The organism is Plantactinospora siamensis, from assembly GCF_042434095.1.
GTDB lineage: Bacteria > Actinomycetota > Actinomycetes > Mycobacteriales > Micromonosporaceae > KBS50.
The window spans coordinates 1-22133 of the sequence record NZ_JBHLUE010000002.1 but is presented as its reverse complement, the minus strand read 5'-3'; the positions used below and the strand labels follow the sequence as shown (position 1 = coordinate 22133).

The window sequence follows — 22133 nt, the reverse complement described above, 5'->3', positions numbered from 1 at the left end:
CAGCGACGCCCCGGATCCCGCCTCGGTGCGGGGCGAGCATTTCGCGGCGCTGTCAGGTAGCGAACAGACGCTCCTGCTCAACGAGGTCGACGCGGCCAAGACCGACGCCCGGGCCGTCTTCAAGGCTCTGTCCGGAGCGACTTTCCGGGTCAACGATCGCTTCGGTCTGACCGGCGCGGACACGGTCCAGCCCCTTGGCCAGGAGCACATGGTCAAGACCGCCGAGTCGCTCGCTCGGAAGTTCCACACCGAGTTCGACCCGAGAGGTGTCGACCTCGACACCGCCCTGAGCCAGACGAACGACCTGGTCCGGTTCTCGCTTCAGTGCCCCGAGTCGACGGCCTACGGGGCGGTGGTCGACGCCGTACTGAGCGACCTGGAGGACCAGCACTACCGGATAACGGACACGAAGAACTTCTGGCAGCCGGCCAATCGCTTTCTTGGCCTGAACTGCACAGTGGTCTCCCCGGCGGGTCGTACCTTCGAACTGCAGTTCCCCACGGCCACCAGCTGGGCGATCGGCAAACAGACGCACGATGCGTACGAAATTTTCCGCGACGACAAGCAACCGCCGGTTGGCAGGATCCATGCCCTGTTGGACATCCTGGCGGTTAACAAGGCAAATCATGCCGATACTCGTATTCCGGGTGGACTGGAGTCCTATCCGGAGCGTTTTGGCAGGCCCAAGGACCGTACCTTTGCGGACTGGATAGGGCAGCGCGCCCAGACCAAGCTGCGTGAGCGGTACGTGTCTTGGCTCAGCGAACAGGGCCGGAGTTTTCCAGAGGTCCTGGCTGAGCGAGGATTGACGGTGTCGGACCTGCCGGGTCTGGATCTCGGCCTTTTGGGAGGCCCGCATGGAGACGCTGACCTTCGACTACTACCTGCTGTGGAAGGAGAAGGACCGGACACCGCCACCGGTGAACGTGATCATCGAGGCCGCCACGATGGATCAGACCCAGGCGGTGATCTGGGACCGGCGGACGGAGAGCTGGAACTTCCGTCCGGACGTGGCGGTGGCGATCCTCTGGGTGAACCGGGAGGACCACGAGGTTCAACTGGTGGACCGGGCGACGGCGGAGGCGGCGGCACCGAACTTCACGACGGTTCCGCTGCCGACGGAGGCGGAGTTGACGGAGATCTGCCGGGAGGGCAGCCGGTAGGCGGTCCGGGCCCGGATCTGGGCCAGATCGGCGCGCTGCCGGACCTCGCGGCGACCCGGGTCGTCGGCCCGGGCGAGCTGAACCAACTGGAGAGCCCGCAATACCAGCAGTACGTGGCGGCCGTCTACGCGAACCCGGACGGTACCGGGTACGTGGTGGGCGCCAATCCGTCGACACCGCCGTACGGGCAGGTGGTCAACGACGGCGGGCCGCAGGTGCAGGGCCGCAGCAACAACTGTCTGGATTGCTCGCTGTCGGCGCTGTCCTGCTTTGCCGGGCAGCCTCAGGTGTCGGCGCCCCGGTGGGCGGACGTGAACCCGGACGGGTCGATCGACACCCAGTCGGGCGAGCAGGGTGGGGTCGCCCGGGCCACGCAGTGGCTGGGTGGCCAGTGGGACGCGCAGCCGGCGGACCTTCCGGGTACGCCTGCCGAGCGTGCGGCCCGGGTGGCCCAGCAGTACGACGAGTTGCACCAGCGGATCGCGGCCGCCGGTCCGGGCGCGTCAGCGCTGGTGGTGGCCGACTGGGTGGCGTACGACCCGCAGACCGGCCAGCCGGCGGTGGACGAGCACGGCAACGTCCAGTCCGCGGGCGGGCACGCCTTCGTGATCGTCAATCCGGCCGACGGATCCGGCCCGGTCTGGTGGGATCCGCAGAGCGGGATGACGTCGTCGCAGCCGCCGGCCCAGTACGTGGCCGCCACCCACACGCTGTGGACGATGCCGGCACCCATGGTCAACATCGGGGTGGCGACCGACACCGCCACCCCCGCACCCGATAGCGTCACCCCGCCAGGACATTCGACCGACGCGGCAGCGGAAGGTGGTCATGACGGAGGACGAGGCACGGGAGCTGATCGTTCGGCTGCTCGGGACGCAGAATCCGGTGGCGCTCCATCCGTTCGAGTTCGGTTGGGCGGCACAGGAGGTCCTCTCGCCGGAACAGCGGGCGCAGGGGATGCACGTGGGTCAGGGGGTCTTCATCATCGATCAGAACGGGGTGGTGACGGCGCACCGCAGCCTGCCGCCGAAACTGATCATCGAGGAGTACAAGGCGGCCCGCGAGGCGGGTCGGACGTCCGGTCGCCAGGTCTGGCCGACGGACGAGCCGACGGGCCAGCCGACGGGCCAGCCGACGGCCTGACCCCAGGGGATCCCGACCACGCCGGCGACTCGGCGCCAACCGACGGCGGGGGTCCGGCGGCGCAGCCTGCCCCGGACACCATCCCGCCGGACGCCGGCGAGCAGTCGTCGCTGCCGGAAACCCGGCGGTACGGGCCGGGTGAGCTCGCCCCGCTGGAGGACCCGCGGTTCCAGGCTGATGTGGAGCAGAGCCTGCTGACCCCGGACGGGTACGCCAGCTGGGCGGACCCTTCCCAGCATCCGTACGGTGAGTTGATCAACGACGGTGGCCCGGAGCAGGTGGGCCGCAGCAACAACTGCCTGGACTGCTCGCTGTCCGGCCTCTCCAGCTTCTACGGCGATCCGCAGGTCTCGGTACCACGCTGGCCCGACGTGCTGAGAAACGGAGAGGTCGATCTCCACAGCGGCGAAATCAACGGGCTTGATCGCGCTGAAGAGTGGCTGGGCGGTGGTCTGGTTCCACCGCCGGATCTTCCCGGTGCCCCGGACGAGCGGGCGATCGCGGTCGCGGACCAGTACAAGCAGCTCCACCAGTTGATCGCGGATGCCGGACCTGGATCGTCCGCGCTAGTGGTGGCGGAGTGGCTCAAGATCGATGAGGACACGCTGGAGCTGGAACTCGACGAGATGGGGCACGTCAAGTCCAGCGACTCGCATGCCTTCCTGGTCGTCTATCCAGCCGATGCCGAAGGTCCCGTGTGGTGGGATCCGCAACACGGCCTGACCTGGACCGAGCCTCCTCAGGGTCACATGGAGGATTCGTACGCCCTGTGGTCCCGGCCGCTACTGATCGAAGGAGCCGATCTTGACGGAGGACGAAGCGAGAGCCCTGATCACCCGGCTGCTCGGCACGCCGAACCCGATAAGCCTGTACCGCTTCGAGTTCGGCTGGTTGGCGAAGGAGAAGCTCACGCCGGAGCAGCAGGCGCAGGGACTGGGCCTGGGGCACGGGAGCTTCATCATCGACCAGACGGGCGTGGTGACGGCTCAGTCGAGCCTCTCCGTCCGGATGATCATCCGGCAGTACACCGAGGCCCGGCGCGAGGGTCGGATCACCGGCCGGCAGGTGTGGCCCAGGGAGGAGCCGACGGCGGAAGCCTGACTGGAACCGAGGGGAGCCATGACGGAGGACGAGGCGAGGGCGCTGATCCTTCGACTGTTGGGGACCCCGAATCCGGTGGACCTGTATCCGTTCGAGTTCGGCTGGGCGGCACAGGAGATCCTGTCTCCGACGGAGCGGGCTCAGGGGATCAACGTCGGGCAGGGGACCTTCGTCATCGACCAGACGGGGGTCGTGACCGTGCACTCGAGCCTGCCGGTTCCGTTGATAATCGACGACTACACCGAGGCGCGCCGGGAGGGGCGGATCACGGGTCGCCAGGTCTGGCCGACGGACGAGTCGACGGGCCAGCCGACGGCCTGACGCCGGGGAATCCCAACGCCACCGACCGCACCCCGACCGCCCCGGCCGCCGCGGGTGGCGTCGCGGTCGAGGGGCCGATCACCGCGAGCGCCGTTCCGGGCACGTCCTTCCACGGGCAGGGCCGGGCGCAGCCGGATCCGGTCGCCGTGCTGGACCGGGCGAACGCCGCGATCGGCGGCGTGGCCGCGCACGCCGGGATCCGGGACATCGCCGTGCGGCCGGATGGCGCGTACGAGATCACCCGGACCGACGGTCGGACCCTCACCGTGCGCCTGGCGAGCGGGCCGGTGTCGAACCGCGCCGTCGCGGAGAGCGCCGCCCAACCGGACGGTACGGCGCTGATCACCGTCTCCGACCGGGCGACCGACCGGGTGATCGATCGGGCCCTGGCGCACGAGGTGGCAGAGCTGACGGCCGGCACGACGCCGACCGGCGACGGCCGGCCCGGGGTGGCCCCGCTGTCCCGGGCCGACGTGGCCGAGCTGGTGACGGCGGCGCACCAGGCGCGTACGGCCGATCGGTGGTCCCGCCCCGCGGCCCGGCGCGAGCTGGCCGCGGTGATCGACCGGCTCGGCCTGCGGGACGGGATGCTCGGCGCCGAGCAGCGGCTCGGGACGCTGCCCGCGCCGGCGCGCTCCGCGCTGGCCGAGTTGGACACCGCCCGGACCGGTACGGTCACCGTGGACCAGCGGTCGGCCCGGAACGATCGGCGGAGCGCCGGCGACACCCGCGCGGCCGGCACCGATGGCGCGGCCACCGGAACGGCCCGCGCCGACGCCACCGTGAGCGGCCAGCAGAGCCCGCCCGCGGACGGTGAACGCCCGACCGGGCTGCCCCGGCTGCGGACGTACCTGCTGACCCACGCCGCCTCGACCGCCGTCACCGGTGGTACGGCCGCCTTCGTCACCCTGCAGGTTTCGCAGAACCCGCTGGCCGCCATGGTGGTCGGCGCCGGCGCCGCGGCCACCGCGCTGGTGACCGGGCCGGCCAAGTGGGCGGCCAAGCGGGTCGGCCTGGCCGTGGAGGATCGTCGGGCCCGGTTCGACGCGCGACAGGCGGCGCGGGACGCGGCGGACGCGGACGCGTCGTACGGCGGCGAGCTGGCCGATCGGGGCACCGGACCGGCCGCCGCGGCGCAGCAGCTCGACCAGGCGATCAGCGGGCTCGACGACCGGGTGGCGTCGATGCAGCAGCGGCTCGGCGGGCAGGAGCGACGCGGCCAGGGGATGGGCACGGTGCGCCGGTTCGGCACGGCCGCGCCGGACCCGACCAGGAACGGCCCGCGGGGCGCCGGCCCGGACCGCTCGGGCGGGCCGGCGCCGCATGCCGGGCTCAGCCCGCACGAGTACGGGCGGCTCGCGGAACTGCGTACCCTCGCCGCCCAGCACGACGCGGGCGGACGGTGGGCGGCCATGCGGTCCCGGCGGGACGTCCGGGCGCTGCTGGACAACCTCGGGCTGACCGCCGACCAGCCGGGCGCCGACCAGCGCCGGCAGTTGCTGCCGGCCGACGTGCGGGGGCTGGCCGAGCGGTTCGGCGACCGGCCCGGGACGGCCATCCGGGAACGCCTGCGCGGGTTCGCGGCCGGGCCGACCGCCGGCGGTCCGGACGGGGGCAGCCCCGATGCGGGCGGCGGCCGCGGCGCTGGCGGGTCGGATGGCGGTGGCCGCGATGCGCGCGGACCGGACGGCGGCGGCCCGGACGGCGGCGGCCCGGACGGCGGCGGCCCGGATGGCGGTGACGGGCGGCCGAGCAGGGTGTCGCCCTGGTGGACGTCCATCGTCGAGAACCTGCCCGGCTTCGCCTCGGCGGCCGCGACGGCCGTGGCCGCCGGAACGATGGCGCACAACCTCTCGCTCGGCGTGGCCGGTGTGGTCGGCTCGACCGCGGGCGCGGCCATCTCGATGGTCAACGATCCGATCGTCGCCCGGCGGGAGGCGGCGGCCAAGACGGCCCGGGAGGCATGGGACGCGGACCATCCGGCCCGACCCGCCGACGCGTCGATGCGGGAGACGACAGCGGCGATCGAGGGCCCGTTGGATGCGGCCGCCAACCGGGCCGCGCGGGCCGCCGAGCGGGTGACCGCGGTGGGCCGGCAGCTGGCCGACCTGGAACAGCGGCTGGCCGAGGCGCGCCAGCGTACCGGGATGCGCGACGGGCTGCGCCGGTTGCTGTTCGGGGATCCGAGCTGGGACGGCATGGCCGACCCCGGCCCGCAGTCGGGCCCGGACGGCAACGGCGGGAGCCGCGACGCGCGGACCGGCAACGGCCACGACGGCCCGTCCGGCAATGGCCATGACGCTCGCAACGGCAACGGCAACGGCAACGGCAACGGCAACGGCAACGGCAACGGCAACGGCAACGGCGTCGGCGGCCGGCCGTCGCGGGTGGACGGACCGACGAGGTCCACCGGCGACAGCGGTGCGGGCAGCGGTCGGCCGTCCGCCGATGGCCTGTCCGCCGCCGACCGGCAGGCGCTGGACCGGCTCACCGACCTGGCCGCCAGGCGGCAGGCCGCCCGTCCCTGGGCGCGCCCCTCCCTCGACCGGCAACTGCGGGCCATGGTGGACACCCTCGGGCTGCGGGCCGGCACCCCCGGCGTGGATCAGCGCCGACAGCTCGTACCGGCGGAACTCGAACCGCTGCTCGAGCGCTTCGGCGCCCCGGGGCCGCTCGACATCCGCCACCGGCTCGGGTCCGGTCCCGCGGCCGTCGAGACGGACGCGCCCCGGCCGAGCACCCGACCGACCCTGCGGACGCTCGTGCTGGACCAGACCGCGGCGCCGGCCGTGCAGGCCGGTACGACGGTGGCGGTCGCCGCGGCCGCGCACGCGCTCTCGGCGGCGGTGGCCGGACCCGTCAACCTGATCACCGGCGGGGTGGTGGCGCCGATCCGGGAGGGCCTGCTCAAGAACCGCGAGATCTCCGCGAAGGACGATCGCAAGGCCTGGGACTCGGCGCACCCGGTCGTCGAGCAGGACGCCCGGGTGGCGGCGCTCACCGGTCCGGCCATGACCGCGGTGGCCGACACGGCCGGAACGGTCGAGCGGGCCGGTGAGCGGCTGGGCGCGATCTCGGCCGCCGTGGACGCGCTCGCGGACGGCCTTCCGGGCACGACCGACCCCGGCGTCCGGCCCGGCCAGCGGACCATCCCGGATCCGCGGACCGCGCCCGACGCGCAGCCTGCGCCCGACGCGCAGGCCATGCCCGACGCGCGGCCGGCGCCCGACGCGCAGTCCGCGCCCGACGCGCGGCCGGCACCCGACGCGCAGGCCGCGCCGGATTCGCAGCCCGCCCCGGACGCGCTGTCCGGGTCCACCCGGTCGCAGCCAATCAGCCGGGCCGACGTGGCCGAGTTGATGACCGCCGTGCACCAGGTCCGTACCGCCGACGCCTGGTCCGCCCGGTCGGCGGCCCGGGAGTTGCACGAGGTCATCGACCGGCTGGGTGTCCGGGACGGCATGCTCGGCGCCGACGATCGGATCGCCCAGCTGACGCCCGAGGCCCGGCAGGCCGTGGCGGAGTTCGGCGGGGACCTCTCCGGCCGGCCGGCCCAGCTCGACCGCGTCGCCGCCGAACGGCGTGCGGCCGACGATGGCAGGCCCACCGGACTGCCCCGGCTGCGGGTCTATCTCTTCTCCAGCGCCGGCACCACGATGGCGGCCGCGGCCGTGGGCACGGCGCTGGCCGTCGCCGCCGGCAGCCCGCTGGCGGTGGTCGTTCCGGTGGCCGCCGCCGTGGCCGCCCCGGTCCTCGGCATGCTCAAGTGGCACGGCAAGCGGGTGGGCCTGGCCATCGAGGACCGCCGGTCCAGGTTCGACGCCCGGAACGATGCCCGCGCCGCCGCCGAGCAGGCGGACACGGTGATCGAGCGGGTCGGCGTACCGCTCTCCGAGCTGGACCGGGCCACCGACCGGCTGGAGGCGCAGCTCTCCGAGACCGAGCGGCGGGTCGACGACCTCGCGGACCGGCTGGCCCGCAGCCACCGCCGCACCGGCCTGCTGTCCCGGCTCCGCACCCCGCCTAGCGGGCCGGCCGGCGCCGACCCGAGCGGGCCGGCCGGCGCCGACCCGAGCGGGCCGGCCGGCGCGGACCCGAGCGGACCGGCCGGCGCCGACCCGAGCGGCCGGATCACCGCTGCTCCCGTACCGGGATCGACCTTCCACGGCCTGGGTCGGCCGGTCGCCGACGCGACCGCGGTGCTGGCCACGGCCCGGTACGCGATGGCCCAGATCGGTCCGGCCGCCGGCGCGCTGGTCGTGGAGATCGGACCGGGACACTACGAGATCCGGTCCGGTCATGCCGCCCCGCTGCGTGTCTGGCTCACCTCGGCGTCGCTGGCCGACGGCACGGTCGCGCAGACCGCCCGGAACGGCGACGGCTCGTTCCTGGTGACCGTCTCGGACCGGGCCGTCGACGAGGTGGTGGCCCGGGCGCTCGCGCACGAGGTGGCCGAGCTGTCGACCCTGCACGCCGCCGGCGCGGCGCTGGTCGGGCCGCTCGACCCGGGCAACGTGACGGGTCCGATCGACCCGGCCGGGTTGAGCGCGCACGATCACGGCCGGATGGCCGAGATCCGGGTGCTCTCCGGCGAGTACCGCACCGCCGACGCGGCCAACCGGGTGCGGATCCGGGCCGAGATCGCGGCCCTGGTCGACCACCTGGGGTTGCGGCTGGACGGTCCCGACGCGGCCGCCCGGTGGCGGATGCTGCCGCCCGACATACCCACGCGGCTGGCAAGGCTCAGCGCACCGCGGGTGACCCCGGCGCAGGTGTCCGACGTGCTGCGCGGGGTGCCGGACCCGACCGAGACCCAGCGGGTACGCGGGTTCGACTACTGGCACCGGGCCACCACGAACGGGCAGCCGTTGCCGGCCGACCAGCTCGCCAGCCGGCTGCACGAGCGGGTGGTGCGGGCCGAGAACGCCCAGGCCAGCATGCCGATGCTGCCGGCGTACGCGGGTCAGATCGTGGGCCTACCGGCCGGCCGGATCGCCGAGATCGCCCGGACCGACCCGCAGCTCGCCGCGCGGGTGGCGGCCGAGGGTGTGTACGTCGACCTGTCCGGCCGGTTCGACCTGCGCCCGTACGGAATCATGGGCGGACCGGAGATCCGCCTCGACCCGATCCCGGCCGGCACGGATCTGGCCACCGAACGGGGTCGGCAGGAGCAGTTGGCCGCCGACCGCGGGTTCGCCAGTCAGCGGTTGTGGAGCCAGCATGCGGGTGATCCGGCCGCGCTGGCCGCGCTCCAGGGCCAGAGCTTCCATTACGTCGGCGACGCCCGAATCATGATGCTGGTGCCCGACGCGCTGACCGAGGCGCTCGGCACGCTCGTGCCACAGCCGGTGGCCCGGACCTTCGTGCACGGCGGTCCGACCGAGGTGGCCGCGACCCGGGTGAGCGCCCTGGCCGATCGGCCGGCGGTGCCCGTCAAGAACAGCCGGCGGCCGGAGTACGGCCGGGCGGAGTTCCGGGACACCGGGGCGCCGGCGCCGATGTGGGACGGGATGCCCCGGCGCGAACAGGTCCAGCAGGGTCAGCTCGGCGACTGCGGCGTGCTGGCCAGCATCGGCGCGGTGGCCGGGCACCTCCCGATGGCGTACGCGCAGATGTTCCGGCCCAATCCGGACGGGACCGTCGACGTGTATCTGCACGAGAGTTCGCTGCCCGGGGCCGTCACGACGCCGACCGGCCGCCGCCTTCGGATCACCGTGCACCCGGACGTGCCGCTCCAGAGGGCGCACCATTCGGCGTACGCGGACCAGTCCGAGGATGTTCGAGCATCCTGGGCTGCGGTGCTGGAAAAGGCCGTTGCGGCGGTGGACCGGACCTGGACCGACGCCCGCTGGCAGGAGTGGCGCGCGCAGCACAAGGCATGGGCGGGCCCGGACTTCGACCCGAGCGAGCCGGCCCCGGCCGGGTATGACCGGCTCAACTGGGGCAGCTCCCCGGCCATGTGGGCCGAACTGCTCACCCAGCTCACCGGGGAACCGGCCCGGACAGCGCTGTTCGATCCGGCACCGGGCCGGGAGGGCGACGCGGAGGCGCAGCTCGGTCGGCTGCTCGCGGCCGGCAATCCGATTTTGGCCAGCACGAAGGGCCCCGGTGAGTACCCGTCGCAGCTGCGGGCGCGACTGCCCTACCGCCTGGCACATGGACACGCGTACGAGGTGATTGACGTCCGCGACGGGCAGATCCAACTGCGCAACCCGTGGAACACCCAGCACCCCGAGTCGATGCCGGTGCGGGACTTCCTCGACCTGATGCGGGCAGGCTACGCGCACCTCGATCGCCGTTCAGTGGCGCCGCCGGTGCCAGAAGCGGCGCCCACGCCGCCGGTGCGGAGCGCGGCGCCCACGCCGCCGGTCCGGAGCGTGCCGCCCGCACCGCCGAGGCAGCCGGTTTCCCCGGCCACGCCCGCGGTACCACGCCCGCGGATCGTTCACGGCTTCGGCCGGATCCGCCCCGAGGATCAGCACGTCCACGTGATCTACCAGGCGCTGCTCGACCCGGACGGTAGGGTGGTCGGCCTGGCGGTGGTCGAGCTGTCCGAGCACGGCCAGCGATCCGCGCTGTGGACCGCCGCGGGGCAGACCGCCAGCGGCGGTGTGCTGCCGGTGGGCCGGGGCGAGGCCGAGCGGATCGCCCGGGAGGTCGTCGGGTTCGAGCTGCCGCCGGAGCCGGCTCTGCAGGCCATGTTGGGCGGCTGAGCACGTGAGCACAGAGGGGGCCCGCCGATGAGTTCGGACGTGAACGTCCTGCGGGTGGACAACAACACGATCGGGAGCGTCGGGTCGGCGCGGATCGCCGTCGGATCGGCCATGCCTGGTTCACCGCCGACCGCTCGGATTCTGGTCGTTCCGCGGGGTGGCGCTGGGGATCAGGAGCATCTCGTACGGCTGGGTGAGACGTTCCCGGTGGTCGATGAGACCTGGCGGTTCGCGGACATCGACTTCAAGACGCTCGGCTGGTGGACGGTCACCCTCCGGCGCGTCGACGGGGACGAGCCCCAGGACCCGCCCGGCGGCCAGCACGGTGTGTACGAATGGCCGCGCAGCGACGAACCGGCCCGCCTGCTCCCGTACGATTCACTGACCCCGGCGAGGCTCGCCGAGCTTCAGACGGCGCTCGGCCAGGACTTGCCACCGATCTACGCGCGATGGCTGGCCGAGACCAACGGCGTACGGGTGGAGGGCACCCACCGGATCCCCGACCTCCTGGCCGGAGAGGGGCCGGTCGGCGGGAAGCACTATCCGCAGCCGGTGACGCTCTGGCCGCACAAGGCGCTGTTCGGCGTCGACCCGGACAATCGTTACCGCGATCTCGTCGTGGCGCAGTCGGTCCACCGAGACCAGCAGGTGTCCCGGGCGTACCTGGCGATCGGAACCGCGGAGGAGGGCGTCTTGTTCGTCAAGGCCGCCGAGCCGGATGCCGACTCGGTTTGGCTGCTGCTCAACCACCGGCGTTACGGCCCGAATGGTGAGGCGGGTCATGCGATCCGGGAGGCCGAGCTGACCCGGGTGGGGCCCGACATCCGTTCCTTCCTGGGGCGGTTCCATCCGGTGCCGGAGCCCGACATCGAGGCACGGCCGGGGGACGTCACCTATCCCGACCGGAACGACCCGATGTACTGGGCCCCCCGAGAGTGACCCCGCAGAGAGCAGAGTCCCGAATGAGAAGCGAGGACAGCCCGCAGTGACCACCGTTGCGCCACCGACGCTGCTGCTGCCGATCGGGCAGTTCTTCGGCACCTTCCATCCGGTCGTCGGCTCGGCCGAGCGTTACCACCGGGTCCGGCTCCGCGACGAGGTGTGGGAGCTGGAGGATCCCCGGTTCCTGGTGTGGGCGTTGCTGCACGGGGTGGTCGGCCCGCTCGCCGAGCGACCGTGGACGTTCGAGACGCTGCGCGAGGCGGCGGCCGAGCATCTGGGGCCCGAGCACGATCTGGCGGCGTTGCTGGCGGATCTGGACGGCGCGGGGCTGGCGGCCCGGGTGGCGCCGGGTTCGGACGAGGCCATCGGGTTCGCCCGGCGGCACCGGATCGGCGCCCGGATGCTGGGCCTGGGCAACAGCGCCGACGAGCCGTGGTTGTATGCCATCGGGTTCTTCGACCATCCGGTCATCAAGGTGACGCGCACCGTCTACGACCTCTGGGAACGCTGCCCGTCCGGGGAGAGCCTGTGGGACCTGTGCGCAGCGCTGGCCGCGGAGGAGCGCCAGGCCGGCGGCACCGAGCCCGACCTGATCGATCCCGAGGTCATGCTCGCGGGGTTCCTCACCACCGTCCACAGCCTGCTGGTGAGCAGCGCCCTATACCTGGAGCCCATGCCGTGACCGGACCGACGACAGAACCGAGCGGCGGAACGCCGTTGATGTTTCCGGTCGGCCGGTACACCGGGGCCTTCCACCCGTCGCACGGCGCGCCGGTCAAGTACCACTCGCTGGTCATCGGCCGGCTCTCCGTTCAGCTCGAGACGGAGGCGGCCTTCAACGTGTGGGTGGCCGGGCACCGCCCGCCGGACGCGGGCCGGCCGTGGCGGCGGGCGGACGTCGCGGAGGCGGCCGAGCGCCGGCTCGGGGTGGCCGAGCCGGACGCGCTGATCGACGAGTTCCTCACCGACGGGCTGCTGGTCGAGGTGGATCCGGCGGACCCGGACGCCGTCGAGTTCGCCCGCGCCCACCGGGTGTGGCCACTGATGCTGCCGCTGGGCAACACGCCGGATGACCCGCTGCGCCACGGCATCGGGCTGTTCGGCAGCGAGCCCGTGCTGCGGGTGCCCACGCTGGTCAACGACGTGTGGATGTGGAGCTCGACGGGCGGCAGCCTGTGGGACGTCTGCGTGGCGTTCGCCTCGGCCGGCGCCCGCGCGGCCGTGGACGACGAGCGCGAACACGACCCCCGGTACGTGCTGGCCGAGTTCCTCGGCGGCCTGCAGGAACTCATCGGGATCAGCGCGGCCTGCCTGGACGAGGCGCCGCGGCGCTGAGCGCGCCGGGGCCCGGGCGGCGTTGAAAGCGCCGGGTCCGGGCCGCGCCGGGGGCGTCGGTCCGCGCCGGGGCCGCGGCGCGGGCCGGCTCAGCCGAACCGGTCGGCCAGTTCGGTGTACGCGTCCCGCAGCGCCACCAGCCGGCTCCGCCGCAGCCGCCCCGGCTGGCCGGCCACGGCGGCCCGACCCCGCTCGCTGGTCACCGCGGCGGCCGGCACCTCGTCCGCCTCGGCCGGCACGAACTTCAGGGCCTCGTCGAGGGCTGCGGCGGCGCGCTGCAGCACGGCCCGCGCCCGGGGTCGCTGATCGGCCGGGACGCCGGCCGGGTCGGCCGGGGCCTGGCCGGCGTACGCGTCGGCCACCCACAGCCACTCGCCGGGATCGAGCAGTTCGGAGGGCCCGTCCCGGTCTCCGCTGAAGCCGAACCGGCCGTCCGCGGCCGGCGCCGTCACCTGAGCCGGCAGCCGGAACAGAAACTCCCGCTCCCGGCCGCAGCCCGCGCAGGCGCCGGCGTACCGGCTGGCCAGGTCGCCGTCGTCCAACGCCACCACGGAGCTGCCCCGGGCGAAGCCCGCCGCGCCGCACTCGCACGGATGCAGGTCCATGAACAGGTGAGCTTCCGCGCTGGTACGGGCGAGGGGCGGGACCATGGTATCACCGTACCGACGGGCCACCCGCGCCGGGTTCCCGGCCGCTCGCCACCGGGGCCGAGCTTCCGGCGTGTCGCCCGGAGACCGGGGGCCGAACTGGTGGGTCGGCCGGCCGGCGCGCTAGGTTGAGGCGGCCCGGAGCCCGACCCGTACCATCTATTGGTGAAAGCGCAGTTCGCGGACATGACGAGTGACATTTCCGAGCAGCAGGTCGCCGGACCGCCGGCGCAGCCCGGGCCGGCGTCCCGGCCCACGGTGACGACCAGCGGGTTCTTCGCCGACGCGTCCAACTTCGAGCTGCGGTTCGTCCCGGACTACGACCGGATCAGCGAGATCGTGGCCGCGCTCCGGGTCCTCGGCCTGCGTGTGGTGCTCACCAGCGGCACCTTCGACATCCTGCACGAGGGCCACTCGATGTATCTCGAGGCGGCCCGGCAGTTCGGCGACTTCCTCATCGTCGGGGTGGACAGCGACGACAAGGTCCGGCGCCGCAAGGGGGTGTGGCGGCCGGCCGTACCCGAGCTGGAACGGCTGCGGATGGTGACCCACCAGCGCGGTGTGGGCCTGGTCACCCTGAAGCCGGCGGACGAGCAGCGCTGGTCGCTGATCAAGGCCGTCCGCCCCGACGTGCTCGTGGCCACCGCCGACACGTACGACCCGGAGCAGATCGCGGAGCTCGAGGCCGGCTACTGCGGCCGGGTCGAGGTGCTGGAGCGGATGGCCACGGTGAGCACCTCGGCGCGGCTCCGGCTGCTCCAGCTAGGCCTGGAGAAGCGGATGTCCCAGCGGCTCTCGGAGCGGCTGCCGGACCTGCTCCAGGACGTGTTCGACGAGATCGACCGCGGAGAGCCGGCGGGGTGAAGCAGCTCCTGCTCTACCTGCCCGTCCTGCACTCCGGCTACGAGGCGTTCCTGGACCGGCACCGGGACGCCGACGAGGTGCTGCTGCTCGGCCCCGGCTTCGCCGAGGAGCACCCGACGCTGCGCAAGGACATCCGCGCGCTGTCCCCGGAGACCGCGGCGCGCTACCTGAGCGCCGTCCGGGACCGGCCGGCGGTGCGGGTGGTGGCGCCGGCCGAGCTGGCCGGCGCGGTCGTGGCCGACGTGCTGGTCGTACCGGACGAGGAGATCACCCGCGACCTGGTGGCCCGGCACGGCCTGGCCGCCGGGCGGGTGGTCGAGTACGAGCGCACGTTCCTGCGCTGGGACCGGCCGTGGAGCCAGGCCCAGCGCCCGGCCGGGTACGAGGGCCGGGTGGCCGCGGACGAGCTGACCGTCCGGCTGGCGCGGCGGGCCACCGAGGCGGCGGCACACAGCTCGGACTGGTGGCGCCAGGTCGGCGCGGTGGCCGCCCGGGACGGCGAGATCATCGACGTGGCCTACAACGCGCACCTGCCGACCGAGTACGCGCCGTACCTGGACGGCGACCCGCGCAACGAGTTCCGCCGGGGCGTACGGACGGATCTGTCCACGGCCATCCACGCGGAGGCCCGGCTCGTGGGCCGCGCGGCGCGGAGCGGGGTGGCGCTGGCCGGCGCGGACCTGTACGTCTCGACGTTCCCCTGCCCGGCGTGCGCCCGGCTGGTGGCCGAGGCCGGCTTCCGGACCTGCTACTTCGCCGGCCCGTACGCGCTGCTGGACGGCGACGGGATCCTACGCGCGGCCGGCGTCGAGCTGGTCTGGGTCGACCTCGGCGAGCCGCCGGCGTAGCCGGGCCTCGGTCTCCGGGTCGGACCGCTGGCTCAGCTTCATCCGCACGGGTTGGTGCGCCGGGTCGTCGGCGTCGCCCACCACGACGTGCAGGTGGACGTGCTCGATGGTGCCGCCGGTGCGGCCGGGATCGCCGTTGCGCGAACCGAGGCCGTAGTACGCCAGGCCGTAGCGGTCGCGGACCCAGCCCAGCACGGTCCAGAACTCCGCCTGCGCCGCGGCCGGCAGGTCGAGCAGGTCGCCGACGTGGGCGTGCGGGACGAGCAGCAGGTGCAGCCGGGTGCCGGCGTACGGGAACTCGTTGGGGGTGACGGTCCAGTGCGCGGTGCGGTGCAGGATCTGCTGCTCGGCGTCCCGCTCCAGCTCGTCGGGGCAGAAGAGGCAGGTCCCGGCGGCTTCGAGCCGCAGCATGTCGGCCAGCTGTTCGGCCGAGCGCGAGTTGCTGAGGTGGTAGAGCGGCACGTCAGGCCCGTTCGTACGTCTCGACCGTGAACGGCAGCGCGTCGCCGTCGACGCGCTCGGCCGCCACCCGGGTGAAGCCGGCCAGCCAGCCGGCCGGCAGCGCGGTGTCGCCGCCCACCCGGGCGTGCACCCGGGTCAGGTGGATCCGGGTCACCTCGGGCAGCGCCTGGGCGTAGATCTCGGCGCCGCCGATCACGAAGAGCTCGTCGCGCCCGGCGAAGGCGGCCACGGCGCGCGCCGCGTGCAGCGCCGCCGGCACGTCCGGCTGGACCAGCATGCCGTCCTGCCGGGGCAGGTCGGCGCGCCGGCTGACCACCACGGTGAGCCGGCCGGGCAGCGGCCGGCCGAGCCGCGCCACGATCGACTCGTGGGTGCGCCGGCCGGCCACCACCACGCCGCCGGCGGTCAGCGCCTTGAACCGGCGCAGGTCGCCGGGCAGGTGCCAGGGCAGGTCGCCGCCGCGGCCGATCACGTCGGCGAAGTCGGCCGCCACCACCAGCGAGGTCCGCACGTCCGCGCCGGGCCGCGCTGATTTGGCGGCCGTCCCGCCGGTACGCGCCGACCCGCCGGCCGCGGCGCCGGGCCGGGCTGATCCGGCAGCCGCCTCGGCGGTACGCGCAGAGCCGGCCGCGGTCACGGCGCCACCGGGATGCGGCCGAGGCCGGGGTGCGGGTCGTAGTCGGCCAGCTCGAAGTGCTCGGCCCGGAACGCGTGGATGTCCGTCACGGCGCGACCGGCCCCGGTCAGCCGTACCGTGGGCAGCCGGCGCGGTTCCCGGGTGGTCATCGTCCGGGCCTGCTCGACCTGGTCGGCGTAGATGTGCGCGTCCGAGATGGTGTGGTAGTAGGCCCCGGCCGGGATGCCGGTGAGCTGCTCGAGCATGAGCAGCAGGGCCGCGTACTGGATCATGTTGGACGGGACGCCCACGGGCACGTCCCCGGAGCGCTGGAACATGTGCAGGTGCAGCCGGTCGCCCAGGACCCGCACGTGCACCCAGCCGTGGCAGGGCGCGATCGTGGTCCGCGGCGTCTTGCCGGCCCCGCGGACCTGGTATTGCGGGATCCACGGCGACACGAAGTGCGTACGGTCGTTGGGCAGCTCGCGAAGCTGCTCCACCAGGTGCTTGAACTGGTCGAACCCGCCGCCCTCTGCGGTCGGGAAGTCGTGGAACGCGCCGCCGTACGAGCCGGGGCCGATGTCGTCGGGCGGCAGACCGCGCCGGGCCGTCTTCTCCGGCGTGGCCCACGGCCCCCACCAGTCGCAGCCAAACTCGGCCAGCTCCTTCAGCGTGGTGGCGCCGTTGATGAACGCGCACAGCTCGCCGATGGGCTTCTGCCAGAACGATGCCACGCTCCGGTCGGTGATCACCGGGAAGCCGTTGGCCAGGTCGAACCGCATGGTCTGCTGCATGAGGGTCAGCGCCGGCGGCCCCTGCCGGGTGGGCGCCTCCGCGCCGTCGGCCAGGATCCGGGCGAGCAGGTCGCGATATTGCCGATCCGGGGTCCGTTCCTCGTACGGTAGATAACGCACCGTCCACCCCCCTGACCTCGGATCTCACCGCGCCGGCCATGCTAGCCGGTACGCCTGACCCCCCGGCCGGGGCCGCGCCGACGCCGGGCGTCACGCGCGGCGCCCGGCGTCAGGTGCGCGGCGCCCGACGTGATGGGCGGCGTCGGGCGCGGCGCCCGACGCGGAGCGCGATCCGGTACGGCCGTGGCCGGTTCAGTCGCCGGCCAGCAGCCGCTCGAAGTCCGTGGTCAGGGCGAACGGATCGGGCGCCACCGCCGGCGCCCGGCTCGCCACCAGCTCGGCCAGCTCCCGGCCGGCCCGGCGCACCCGGTCGGCCAGCGGACCGGCCGCGGACCCCTCGGCCCAGTCCTCGGGCGCGGCGAAGACCGCCGTCGGCACGGTGACCGCCCGCAGGTGCGTGAACAGCGGCCGCACGGCGTACTCCAACGCCAGCGAGTGCCGGGCGGTGCCACCGGTGGCCGCCAGCAGCACCGGCCGGTCGGCCAGCGTTTCCCGCTCCAGCACGTCGAAGAACGACTTGAACAGCCCGTTGTAGGAGGTGTTGAAGATCGGGGTGACCGCCACCAGGCCGTCGGCCCCGGCCACCGCGTCCACGGCCGGTCGCAGCCCGGCCGGGGCGAAGCCGGTGAGCAGCGCGTTCGTCAGGTCGTGCGCGTGTTCGCGCAGCTCGATCGGCCGGATGTCGACGGTCAGCCCGCGCCGCCGCAGCTCGTCCCCGGCCGCCGCGCCGAGCTGGTCGGCGAGCAGCCGGGTGGAGGACGGTTGGCGCAGGCCGGCCGACACGACCGCGATGGTCCGCCGGGTCATCGGGACACCCCCGACGCGGCCGGCTCGCCCGTACCCTCGGCAGGCTCGCCCGTACCCTCGGCCGCCCGGGCCGCGACCAGCGCGGCGTGGGTGGGCGCGTCCGGTACGCCGGGCGCCCGCCGGGCCGCGAACTCCCGCCGCAGCACCGGTACGACCTCCTCGCCGAGCAGGTCGAGCTGCTCCAGCACGGTCTTGAGCGGCAGGCCGGCGTGGTCGAGCAGGAACAGCTGCCGCTGGTAGTCGCCGACGTACTCGCGGAAGCCCAGCGTCCGGTCGATCACCTGCTGCGGGCTGCCCACCGTGAGCGGGGTCTCGGCCGAGAACTCCTCCAGCGACGGCCCGTGCCCGTACACCGGGGCGTTGTCGAAGTACGGCCGGAACTCCCGGACGGCGTCCTGGGAGTTGCGCCGCATGAAGACCTGGCCGCCGAGCCCGACGATGGCCTGCTCCGCCGAGCCGTGCCCGTAGTGCGCGTACCGCTCCCGGTAGAGCGCCACCATCCGCTGGGTGTGCTCCTTCGGCCAGAAGATGTGGTTGGCGAAGAACCCGTCCCCGTAGTACGCGGCCTGCTCGGCGATCTCCGGACTGCGGATCGAGCCGTGCCACACGAACGGCGGGACGTCGTCCAGCGGCCGGGGAGTCGAGGTGAACGACTGCAGCGGGGTCCGGTAGCGGCCCTTCCAGTCGACCACGTCCTCCCGCCACAGCCGGTGCAGCAGCGCGTAGTTCTCGATCGCCAGCGGGATGCCGGCCCGGATGTCCTTGCCGAACCACGGGTAGACCGGGCCGGTGTTGCCGCGGCCGAGCATGAGGTCCACCCGGCCGTCGGCGAGATGCTGGAGCATCGCGAAGTCCTCGGCGATCTTCACCGGGTCGTTGGTGGTGATCAGCGTGGTCGCGGTGGACAGCAGCAGCCGCTCGGTCCGGGCCGCGATGTAGCCGAGCATGGTGGTGGGCGACGACGGCACGAACGGCGGGTTGTGGTGCTCGCCGGTGGCGAACACGTCCAGCCCGACCTCCTCGGCCTTGCGCGCGATGGCCACCATCGCCTTGATCCGCTCGCCCTCCGGCGGCACGCGGCCGGTGGTGGGGTCGGTGGTGACGTCGCCCACGGTGAAGACCCCGAACTGCATGACCTGCTCCCTCACGCCCGTCCCGGGGCCGGTCGTCCCGGGCACGTAGCAGGGAACATACTTGACGAGTCAACTATTCCGAGCGCGGGGCGCGGGGCGGCGGGACCTGCCGGTAGTAGTCGCCCACCTGCTGGTGGTAGTCCGGCCGACCGAACGTCTCCGGGTCGTACTCCGGAGAGTTCTTGATCTGTTCCCGGTCCCGGTCCACGTACAGGGTGCGGTCGAGGTGGTCGATGCGGTCCACGGTGGCCGCCGGCAGCAGCACCTTGCGGCCGAAGATCCACGGCCCGGTGTCGACCACCAGCCAACCGGCCCCGGTTTCGGTGCTGGCCTCGTCGACGGTGCCGATCCCCCCGTCCACCGCCGCCACCCGATAGCCCACGAGGTTGATGTCGGTGCCCGGGCCGCCCTCGTCGCCGGCGCCACCCGGCGTCCCGGCGCGGCCGCGGGCGCCGGCATCCCGGTCGGCCTCTTCCGGGCCGAGGCCGGCGGCCAGCAGCGTCGGGTCCCGCCAGGTCCACGGATCGAGTTGCATCGGGTTCATCGTTGCCTCCGGTCGTGTTCGGGGGATTCATCCATTGCGTTCGGCGGCCAGCACACCGAGCACCTCTTCGTCGGTCAGCTGGGCGAAGTTGGCGTACCACTGCCCGACGGCCTGGAAGTCCGGCGGCGTGGCCAGGCACACCACGGCGTCCGCCTCGGCGGCCAGGGCCCGATGCGCGGGCGGCGAGCAGACCGGGGCGGCGAAGACCAGCCGCCCGGGGCGGTGCAGCCGCAGCCAGCGCAGCGCCGCCCGGGCCGTCACTCCGGTCGCCACGCCGTCGTCGACCAGCACCACGCTGCGGCCCGTGACCGTGGCGATCGGGCGGCCGTTGCGGTAGCGCTCGATCCGGCGGGCCACCTCGGCGCGTTCCCGATCCACCGTCTCGGCCAGGTCGACCTCGCTCAAGCCGAGATAGTCCAGCGAGCGGCCGTCGAAAACCGGCGGCCCGTCCTCGGCCATCGCGCCCACGCCGAACTCCGGCTGCCCCGGAGCGCCGATCTTCCGCGTCACCACGATGTCCAGCTCGCCACCGACCGCTCGGGCCACCTCCGCGGCCACCGGCAGGCCGCCGCGCGGCAGCGCGAGCACCAGCGGCGGCGCCTGGCCGGCGGCTTGAGACTGGCCGGCGGCGAGGGCCAGGGTGACCGGCGCGGCGAGCGCCCGGCCCGCCGCCAGCCGGTCGGCGAACTGGTGCTCCGGCATGCCCGTCCCTCCCGTCCGCAACCCGCCCGTCCCGGATCTGCCAACCGGGGCCGACCCGCCCCGGGGCCGCCCGCTCCGGCGCTCCGCACCGAGATACCCGAAATGGCCCCCGGCTACCCGCTGTCACCGGAGCAACTCGCTGGAGCGATTAGCCGCTTTCAGGAGGGGTACAGGCCCCGCCATGCCGCAGCGGGTGGAGAGCGCGGGCGGGAAGGCCGTACGGAGCGCGGGCGCTGCCGTTCGGACCGCAGCCCCTGCCGGGCGGCTGCGGCGCAGCGACCCGAGTCGTCCGGGGTATGGCCGCCGGCGCCGGGGACGCAGCTTTTCCTACCTCGACATCGACGGCCGCCCGCTGGGCACGGACGAGGTGCTCCGGATCAAGGCTCTGGTCATCCCGCCGGCCTGGACCGATGTCTGGATCTGCCCCCATCCCAACGGCCACATCCAGGCGACCGGGATCGACGCGGCGGGCCGCAAGCAGTACCTCTACCACCGGCGGTGGCGCGAGAAGCGCGACGAGGCCAAGTTCGACCACGTGCTCGAGGTGGGCCGGCACCTTCCCGGGTTGCGCAAGCGGGTCGCGGAGGACCTGGGCGAACGCGGCCTGTGCCGGTCCCGGGTGCTGGCCGCCATCGCCCGGCTGCTGGACATGGGCATGTTCCGGGTCGGCAGCGACGAGTACGCGGCGGGCGAGGAACCGACCTTCGGACTCGCCACCCTCCGCCCCGAACACGCCAGGCGCCGAGGCGACTGCGTGGTGCTGGAGTTTCCCGCCAAGGGCGGGATCGAGCAGGTACGCCAGATCGGCGCCCCGGAGGTGTGCAGCGTGCTCGTCGACCTCCGACGCCGGCGTCGGGGCGCGGAGCGGCTGTTCGCGTACTGGACCGGCCGGGACTGGCGGGATGTGCGCGCCGACGACGTCAACGGGTACCTGCGGGAGTCCAGCGGCACCGAGATGACGGCGAAGGACTTCCGTACCTGGCACGCCACGGTGCTGGCCGCCCGCCGGTTGGCCGCGGCCGGACCGTCCCGGGCCGAGACCGCTCGCCGCCGCGCCGTGGCCGGGGTGATGCGCGAGGTGTCCGAGCTGCTCGGCAACACCCCCACCGTGGCCCGGGCCTCGTACGTGGATCCCCGCATCCTGGACCTGTACGCGGACGGCAAGCTGCTGCGGATGCCGACCGAGGCTCCGGCCGGTGAGGTCGAGTCCGCGGTGCTGGAGCTGCTGTCGGACTGAGCCGGGCGGTCCGTGCCCGGTGTGACGTACGCCGCCATCGGCGGATTTGACGTTTGATCTTCGGGCCGCGTAACTTTCTCTCTGCCCGCGGGGATGGGACGAACCGGTACGAAGTGCTGGGGCGCCCGGATGGTCGCGGGTGGGAAGTCCGCTCCGGTCCTGGTGGTCGTGCTGCTGGGTCGGGGTTCCGGGTGGTTGCCCGTCGGGTCTGCTGCAAGGCGGATTTGGTGGTGCGGGATCGGCCGGGTAAGGTTTTCCCTCGGCAGGGTGCCGGGCGAGCGTGTGGAGTGATCCGCGGGCGGCCGGTTCTGCCGAAATCCTCGCGATGTTCCGGGCGGTCGTGACCGTCTGGTTCGCGGTGGGGTGCGTTGTCCGGCGGGCGACGGCGGGTCAAACCGGTAGGAACCGGGTTTGACACGGCGAAAACCACCGAGTAACGTAGTAGGAGTGCCAAGCGGGAGACCGCGCGGCCTGCAAGACCTGAATGACTTGCCCCGTGTTGGTGGCCTGTGTTGGGTTGCTGGTGTGGTGTGTGGTTGTTCTTTGAGAACTCAACAGGGTGTTTGATAAGCCAGTGCCAATTCAATGGTTTGATTGTTTTGGCGACCTCGTTAATGGGGTTTGCTGGGACTGCTTTTCAA

At 73.5% G+C, this 22133-nt stretch carries 20 protein-coding genes and 2 pseudogenes; 13 read left to right on the top strand and 9 right to left on the bottom strand.

Annotated elements, in window-relative coordinates:
• Positions 1 to 52: 52 nt before the first annotated feature.
• Positions 53 to 589, bottom strand: a complete 537-nt coding sequence (locus tag ACFFHU_RS01645) for a hypothetical protein (protein ID WP_377334920.1) — start codon at positions 587 to 589, stop codon at positions 53 to 55.
• Positions 590 to 857: 268 nt separating this feature from the next.
• Here ACFFHU_RS01645 and ACFFHU_RS01640 point away from each other — a divergent pair, with 268 nt between their 5' ends.
• The 10 genes and pseudogenes from ACFFHU_RS01640 (at position 858) to ACFFHU_RS01595 (ending at position 12718) form a co-directional block, all read left to right on the top strand.
• A complete protein-coding gene (locus ACFFHU_RS01640; RefSeq protein WP_377334918.1) occupies positions 858 to 1163 on the top strand; it encodes a hypothetical protein in 306 nt (101 codons plus the stop codon).
• Positions 1164 to 1276: 113 nt separating this feature from the next.
• Positions 1277 to 1768: pseudogene (locus tag ACFFHU_RS01635) on the top strand (toxin glutamine deamidase domain-containing protein); the annotation flags it as partial.
• Positions 1769 to 1991: 223 nt separating this feature from the next.
• Complete coding sequence (locus ACFFHU_RS01630; RefSeq protein WP_377334916.1) at positions 1992 to 2306, top strand: SUKH-4 family immunity protein; 315 nt, start codon at positions 1992 to 1994, stop codon at positions 2304 to 2306.
• A 179-nt stretch (positions 2307 to 2485) separates the two neighbouring features.
• Positions 2486 to 3013: pseudogene (locus tag ACFFHU_RS01625) on the top strand (toxin glutamine deamidase domain-containing protein); the annotation flags it as partial.
• A 97-nt stretch (positions 3014 to 3110) separates the two neighbouring features.
• Positions 3111 to 3407, top strand: a complete 297-nt coding sequence (locus tag ACFFHU_RS01620; RefSeq protein ID WP_377334914.1) for an SUKH-4 family immunity protein — start codon at positions 3111 to 3113, stop codon at positions 3405 to 3407.
• 18 nt (positions 3408 to 3425) lie between these two features.
• Positions 3426 to 3728 carry an SUKH-4 family immunity protein gene (locus tag ACFFHU_RS01615; protein WP_377334912.1) on the top strand — a complete coding sequence of 101 codons (303 nt, stop codon included), beginning with the start codon at positions 3426 to 3428 and terminating at the stop codon, positions 3726 to 3728.
• Positions 3729 to 3874: 146 nt separating this feature from the next.
• Entirely contained in the window at positions 3875 to 10441 is a 6567-nt protein-coding gene (locus ACFFHU_RS01610; RefSeq protein WP_377336010.1) for a hypothetical protein, read from the top strand.
• Positions 10442 to 10468: 27 nt separating this feature from the next.
• Positions 10469 to 11380: a DUF6406 domain-containing protein gene (locus ACFFHU_RS01605; RefSeq protein WP_377334910.1), complete on the top strand. Its 912-nt coding sequence runs from the start codon at positions 10469 to 10471 to the stop codon at positions 11378 to 11380.
• A 46-nt stretch (positions 11381 to 11426) separates the two neighbouring features.
• Positions 11427 to 12065: a hypothetical protein gene (locus tag ACFFHU_RS01600; RefSeq protein WP_377334908.1), complete on the top strand. Its 639-nt coding sequence runs from the start codon at positions 11427 to 11429 to the stop codon at positions 12063 to 12065.
• 38 nt (positions 12066 to 12103) lie between these two features.
• A complete protein-coding gene (locus ACFFHU_RS01595; RefSeq protein WP_377336008.1) occupies positions 12104 to 12718 on the top strand; it encodes a hypothetical protein in 615 nt (204 codons plus the stop codon).
• An 89-nt stretch (positions 12719 to 12807) separates the two neighbouring features.
• Here ACFFHU_RS01595 and ACFFHU_RS01590 read toward each other — a convergent pair whose 3' ends face one another.
• Complete coding sequence (locus ACFFHU_RS01590; RefSeq protein ID WP_377334906.1) at positions 12808 to 13368, bottom strand: hypothetical protein; 561 nt, start codon at positions 13366 to 13368, stop codon at positions 12808 to 12810.
• A gap of 162 nt (positions 13369 to 13530) precedes the next feature.
• On the opposite strand from ACFFHU_RS01590, the gene ACFFHU_RS01585 reads away from it, so the two are divergent.
• A complete protein-coding gene (locus ACFFHU_RS01585) occupies positions 13531 to 14229 on the top strand; it encodes an adenylyltransferase/cytidyltransferase family protein (protein ID WP_377334904.1) in 699 nt (232 codons plus the stop codon).
• A complete protein-coding gene (locus ACFFHU_RS01580; protein ID WP_377334902.1) occupies positions 14226 to 15077 on the top strand; it encodes a deoxycytidylate deaminase in 852 nt (283 codons plus the stop codon). The genes ACFFHU_RS01585 and ACFFHU_RS01580 overlap by 4 nt, the downstream gene beginning before the upstream one ends.
• Here the strand turns inward: ACFFHU_RS01580 and ACFFHU_RS01575 are convergent.
• The 7 genes from ACFFHU_RS01575 to ACFFHU_RS01545 form a co-directional block, all read right to left on the bottom strand.
• Complete coding sequence (locus tag ACFFHU_RS01575) at positions 15021 to 15539, bottom strand: HIT family protein (protein WP_377334900.1); 519 nt, start codon at positions 15537 to 15539, stop codon at positions 15021 to 15023. The two genes, ACFFHU_RS01580 and ACFFHU_RS01575, sit on opposite strands and share 57 nt — an antisense overlap.
• Before the next feature lies 1 nt (position 15540).
• Positions 15541 to 16176 (bottom strand): dihydrofolate reductase, encoded by a 636-nt coding sequence (locus ACFFHU_RS01570; RefSeq protein ID WP_377334898.1) that lies wholly within the window; start codon positions 16174 to 16176, stop codon positions 15541 to 15543.
• On the bottom strand, positions 16173 to 17069 hold the full coding sequence (gene thyA, locus ACFFHU_RS01565; protein ID WP_377334896.1) for a thymidylate synthase: 897 nt from the start codon (positions 17067 to 17069) through the stop codon (positions 16173 to 16175). Before thyA ends, ACFFHU_RS01570 begins: the two co-directional genes overlap by 4 nt.
• Before the next feature lie 192 nt (positions 17070 to 17261).
• Positions 17262 to 17876, bottom strand: coding sequence for an FMN reductase (locus tag ACFFHU_RS01560; protein ID WP_377334894.1), 615 nt, complete (start codon positions 17874 to 17876; stop codon positions 17262 to 17264).
• Entirely contained in the window at positions 17873 to 19009 is a 1137-nt protein-coding gene (locus tag ACFFHU_RS01555) for an LLM class flavin-dependent oxidoreductase (RefSeq protein WP_377334892.1), read from the bottom strand. The genes ACFFHU_RS01560 and ACFFHU_RS01555 overlap by 4 nt, the downstream gene beginning before the upstream one ends.
• A 73-nt stretch (positions 19010 to 19082) precedes the next feature.
• The gene (locus ACFFHU_RS01550; RefSeq protein ID WP_377334890.1) at positions 19083 to 19544 is read right to left on the bottom strand and encodes a PRC-barrel domain-containing protein; all 462 of its coding nucleotides are present in this window, start codon (positions 19542 to 19544) and stop codon (positions 19083 to 19085) included.
• A gap of 36 nt (positions 19545 to 19580) precedes the next feature.
• Positions 19581 to 20255: a phosphoribosyltransferase gene (locus tag ACFFHU_RS01545; RefSeq protein ID WP_377334888.1), complete on the bottom strand. Its 675-nt coding sequence runs from the start codon at positions 20253 to 20255 to the stop codon at positions 19581 to 19583.
• Between the two features lie 181 nt (positions 20256 to 20436).
• On the opposite strand from ACFFHU_RS01545, the gene ACFFHU_RS01540 reads away from it, so the two are divergent.
• Positions 20437 to 21492, top strand: coding sequence for a DNA topoisomerase IB (locus tag ACFFHU_RS01540; RefSeq protein WP_377334886.1), 1056 nt, complete (start codon positions 20437 to 20439; stop codon positions 21490 to 21492).
• The last annotated feature ends 641 nt before the right edge of the window (positions 21493 to 22133 follow it).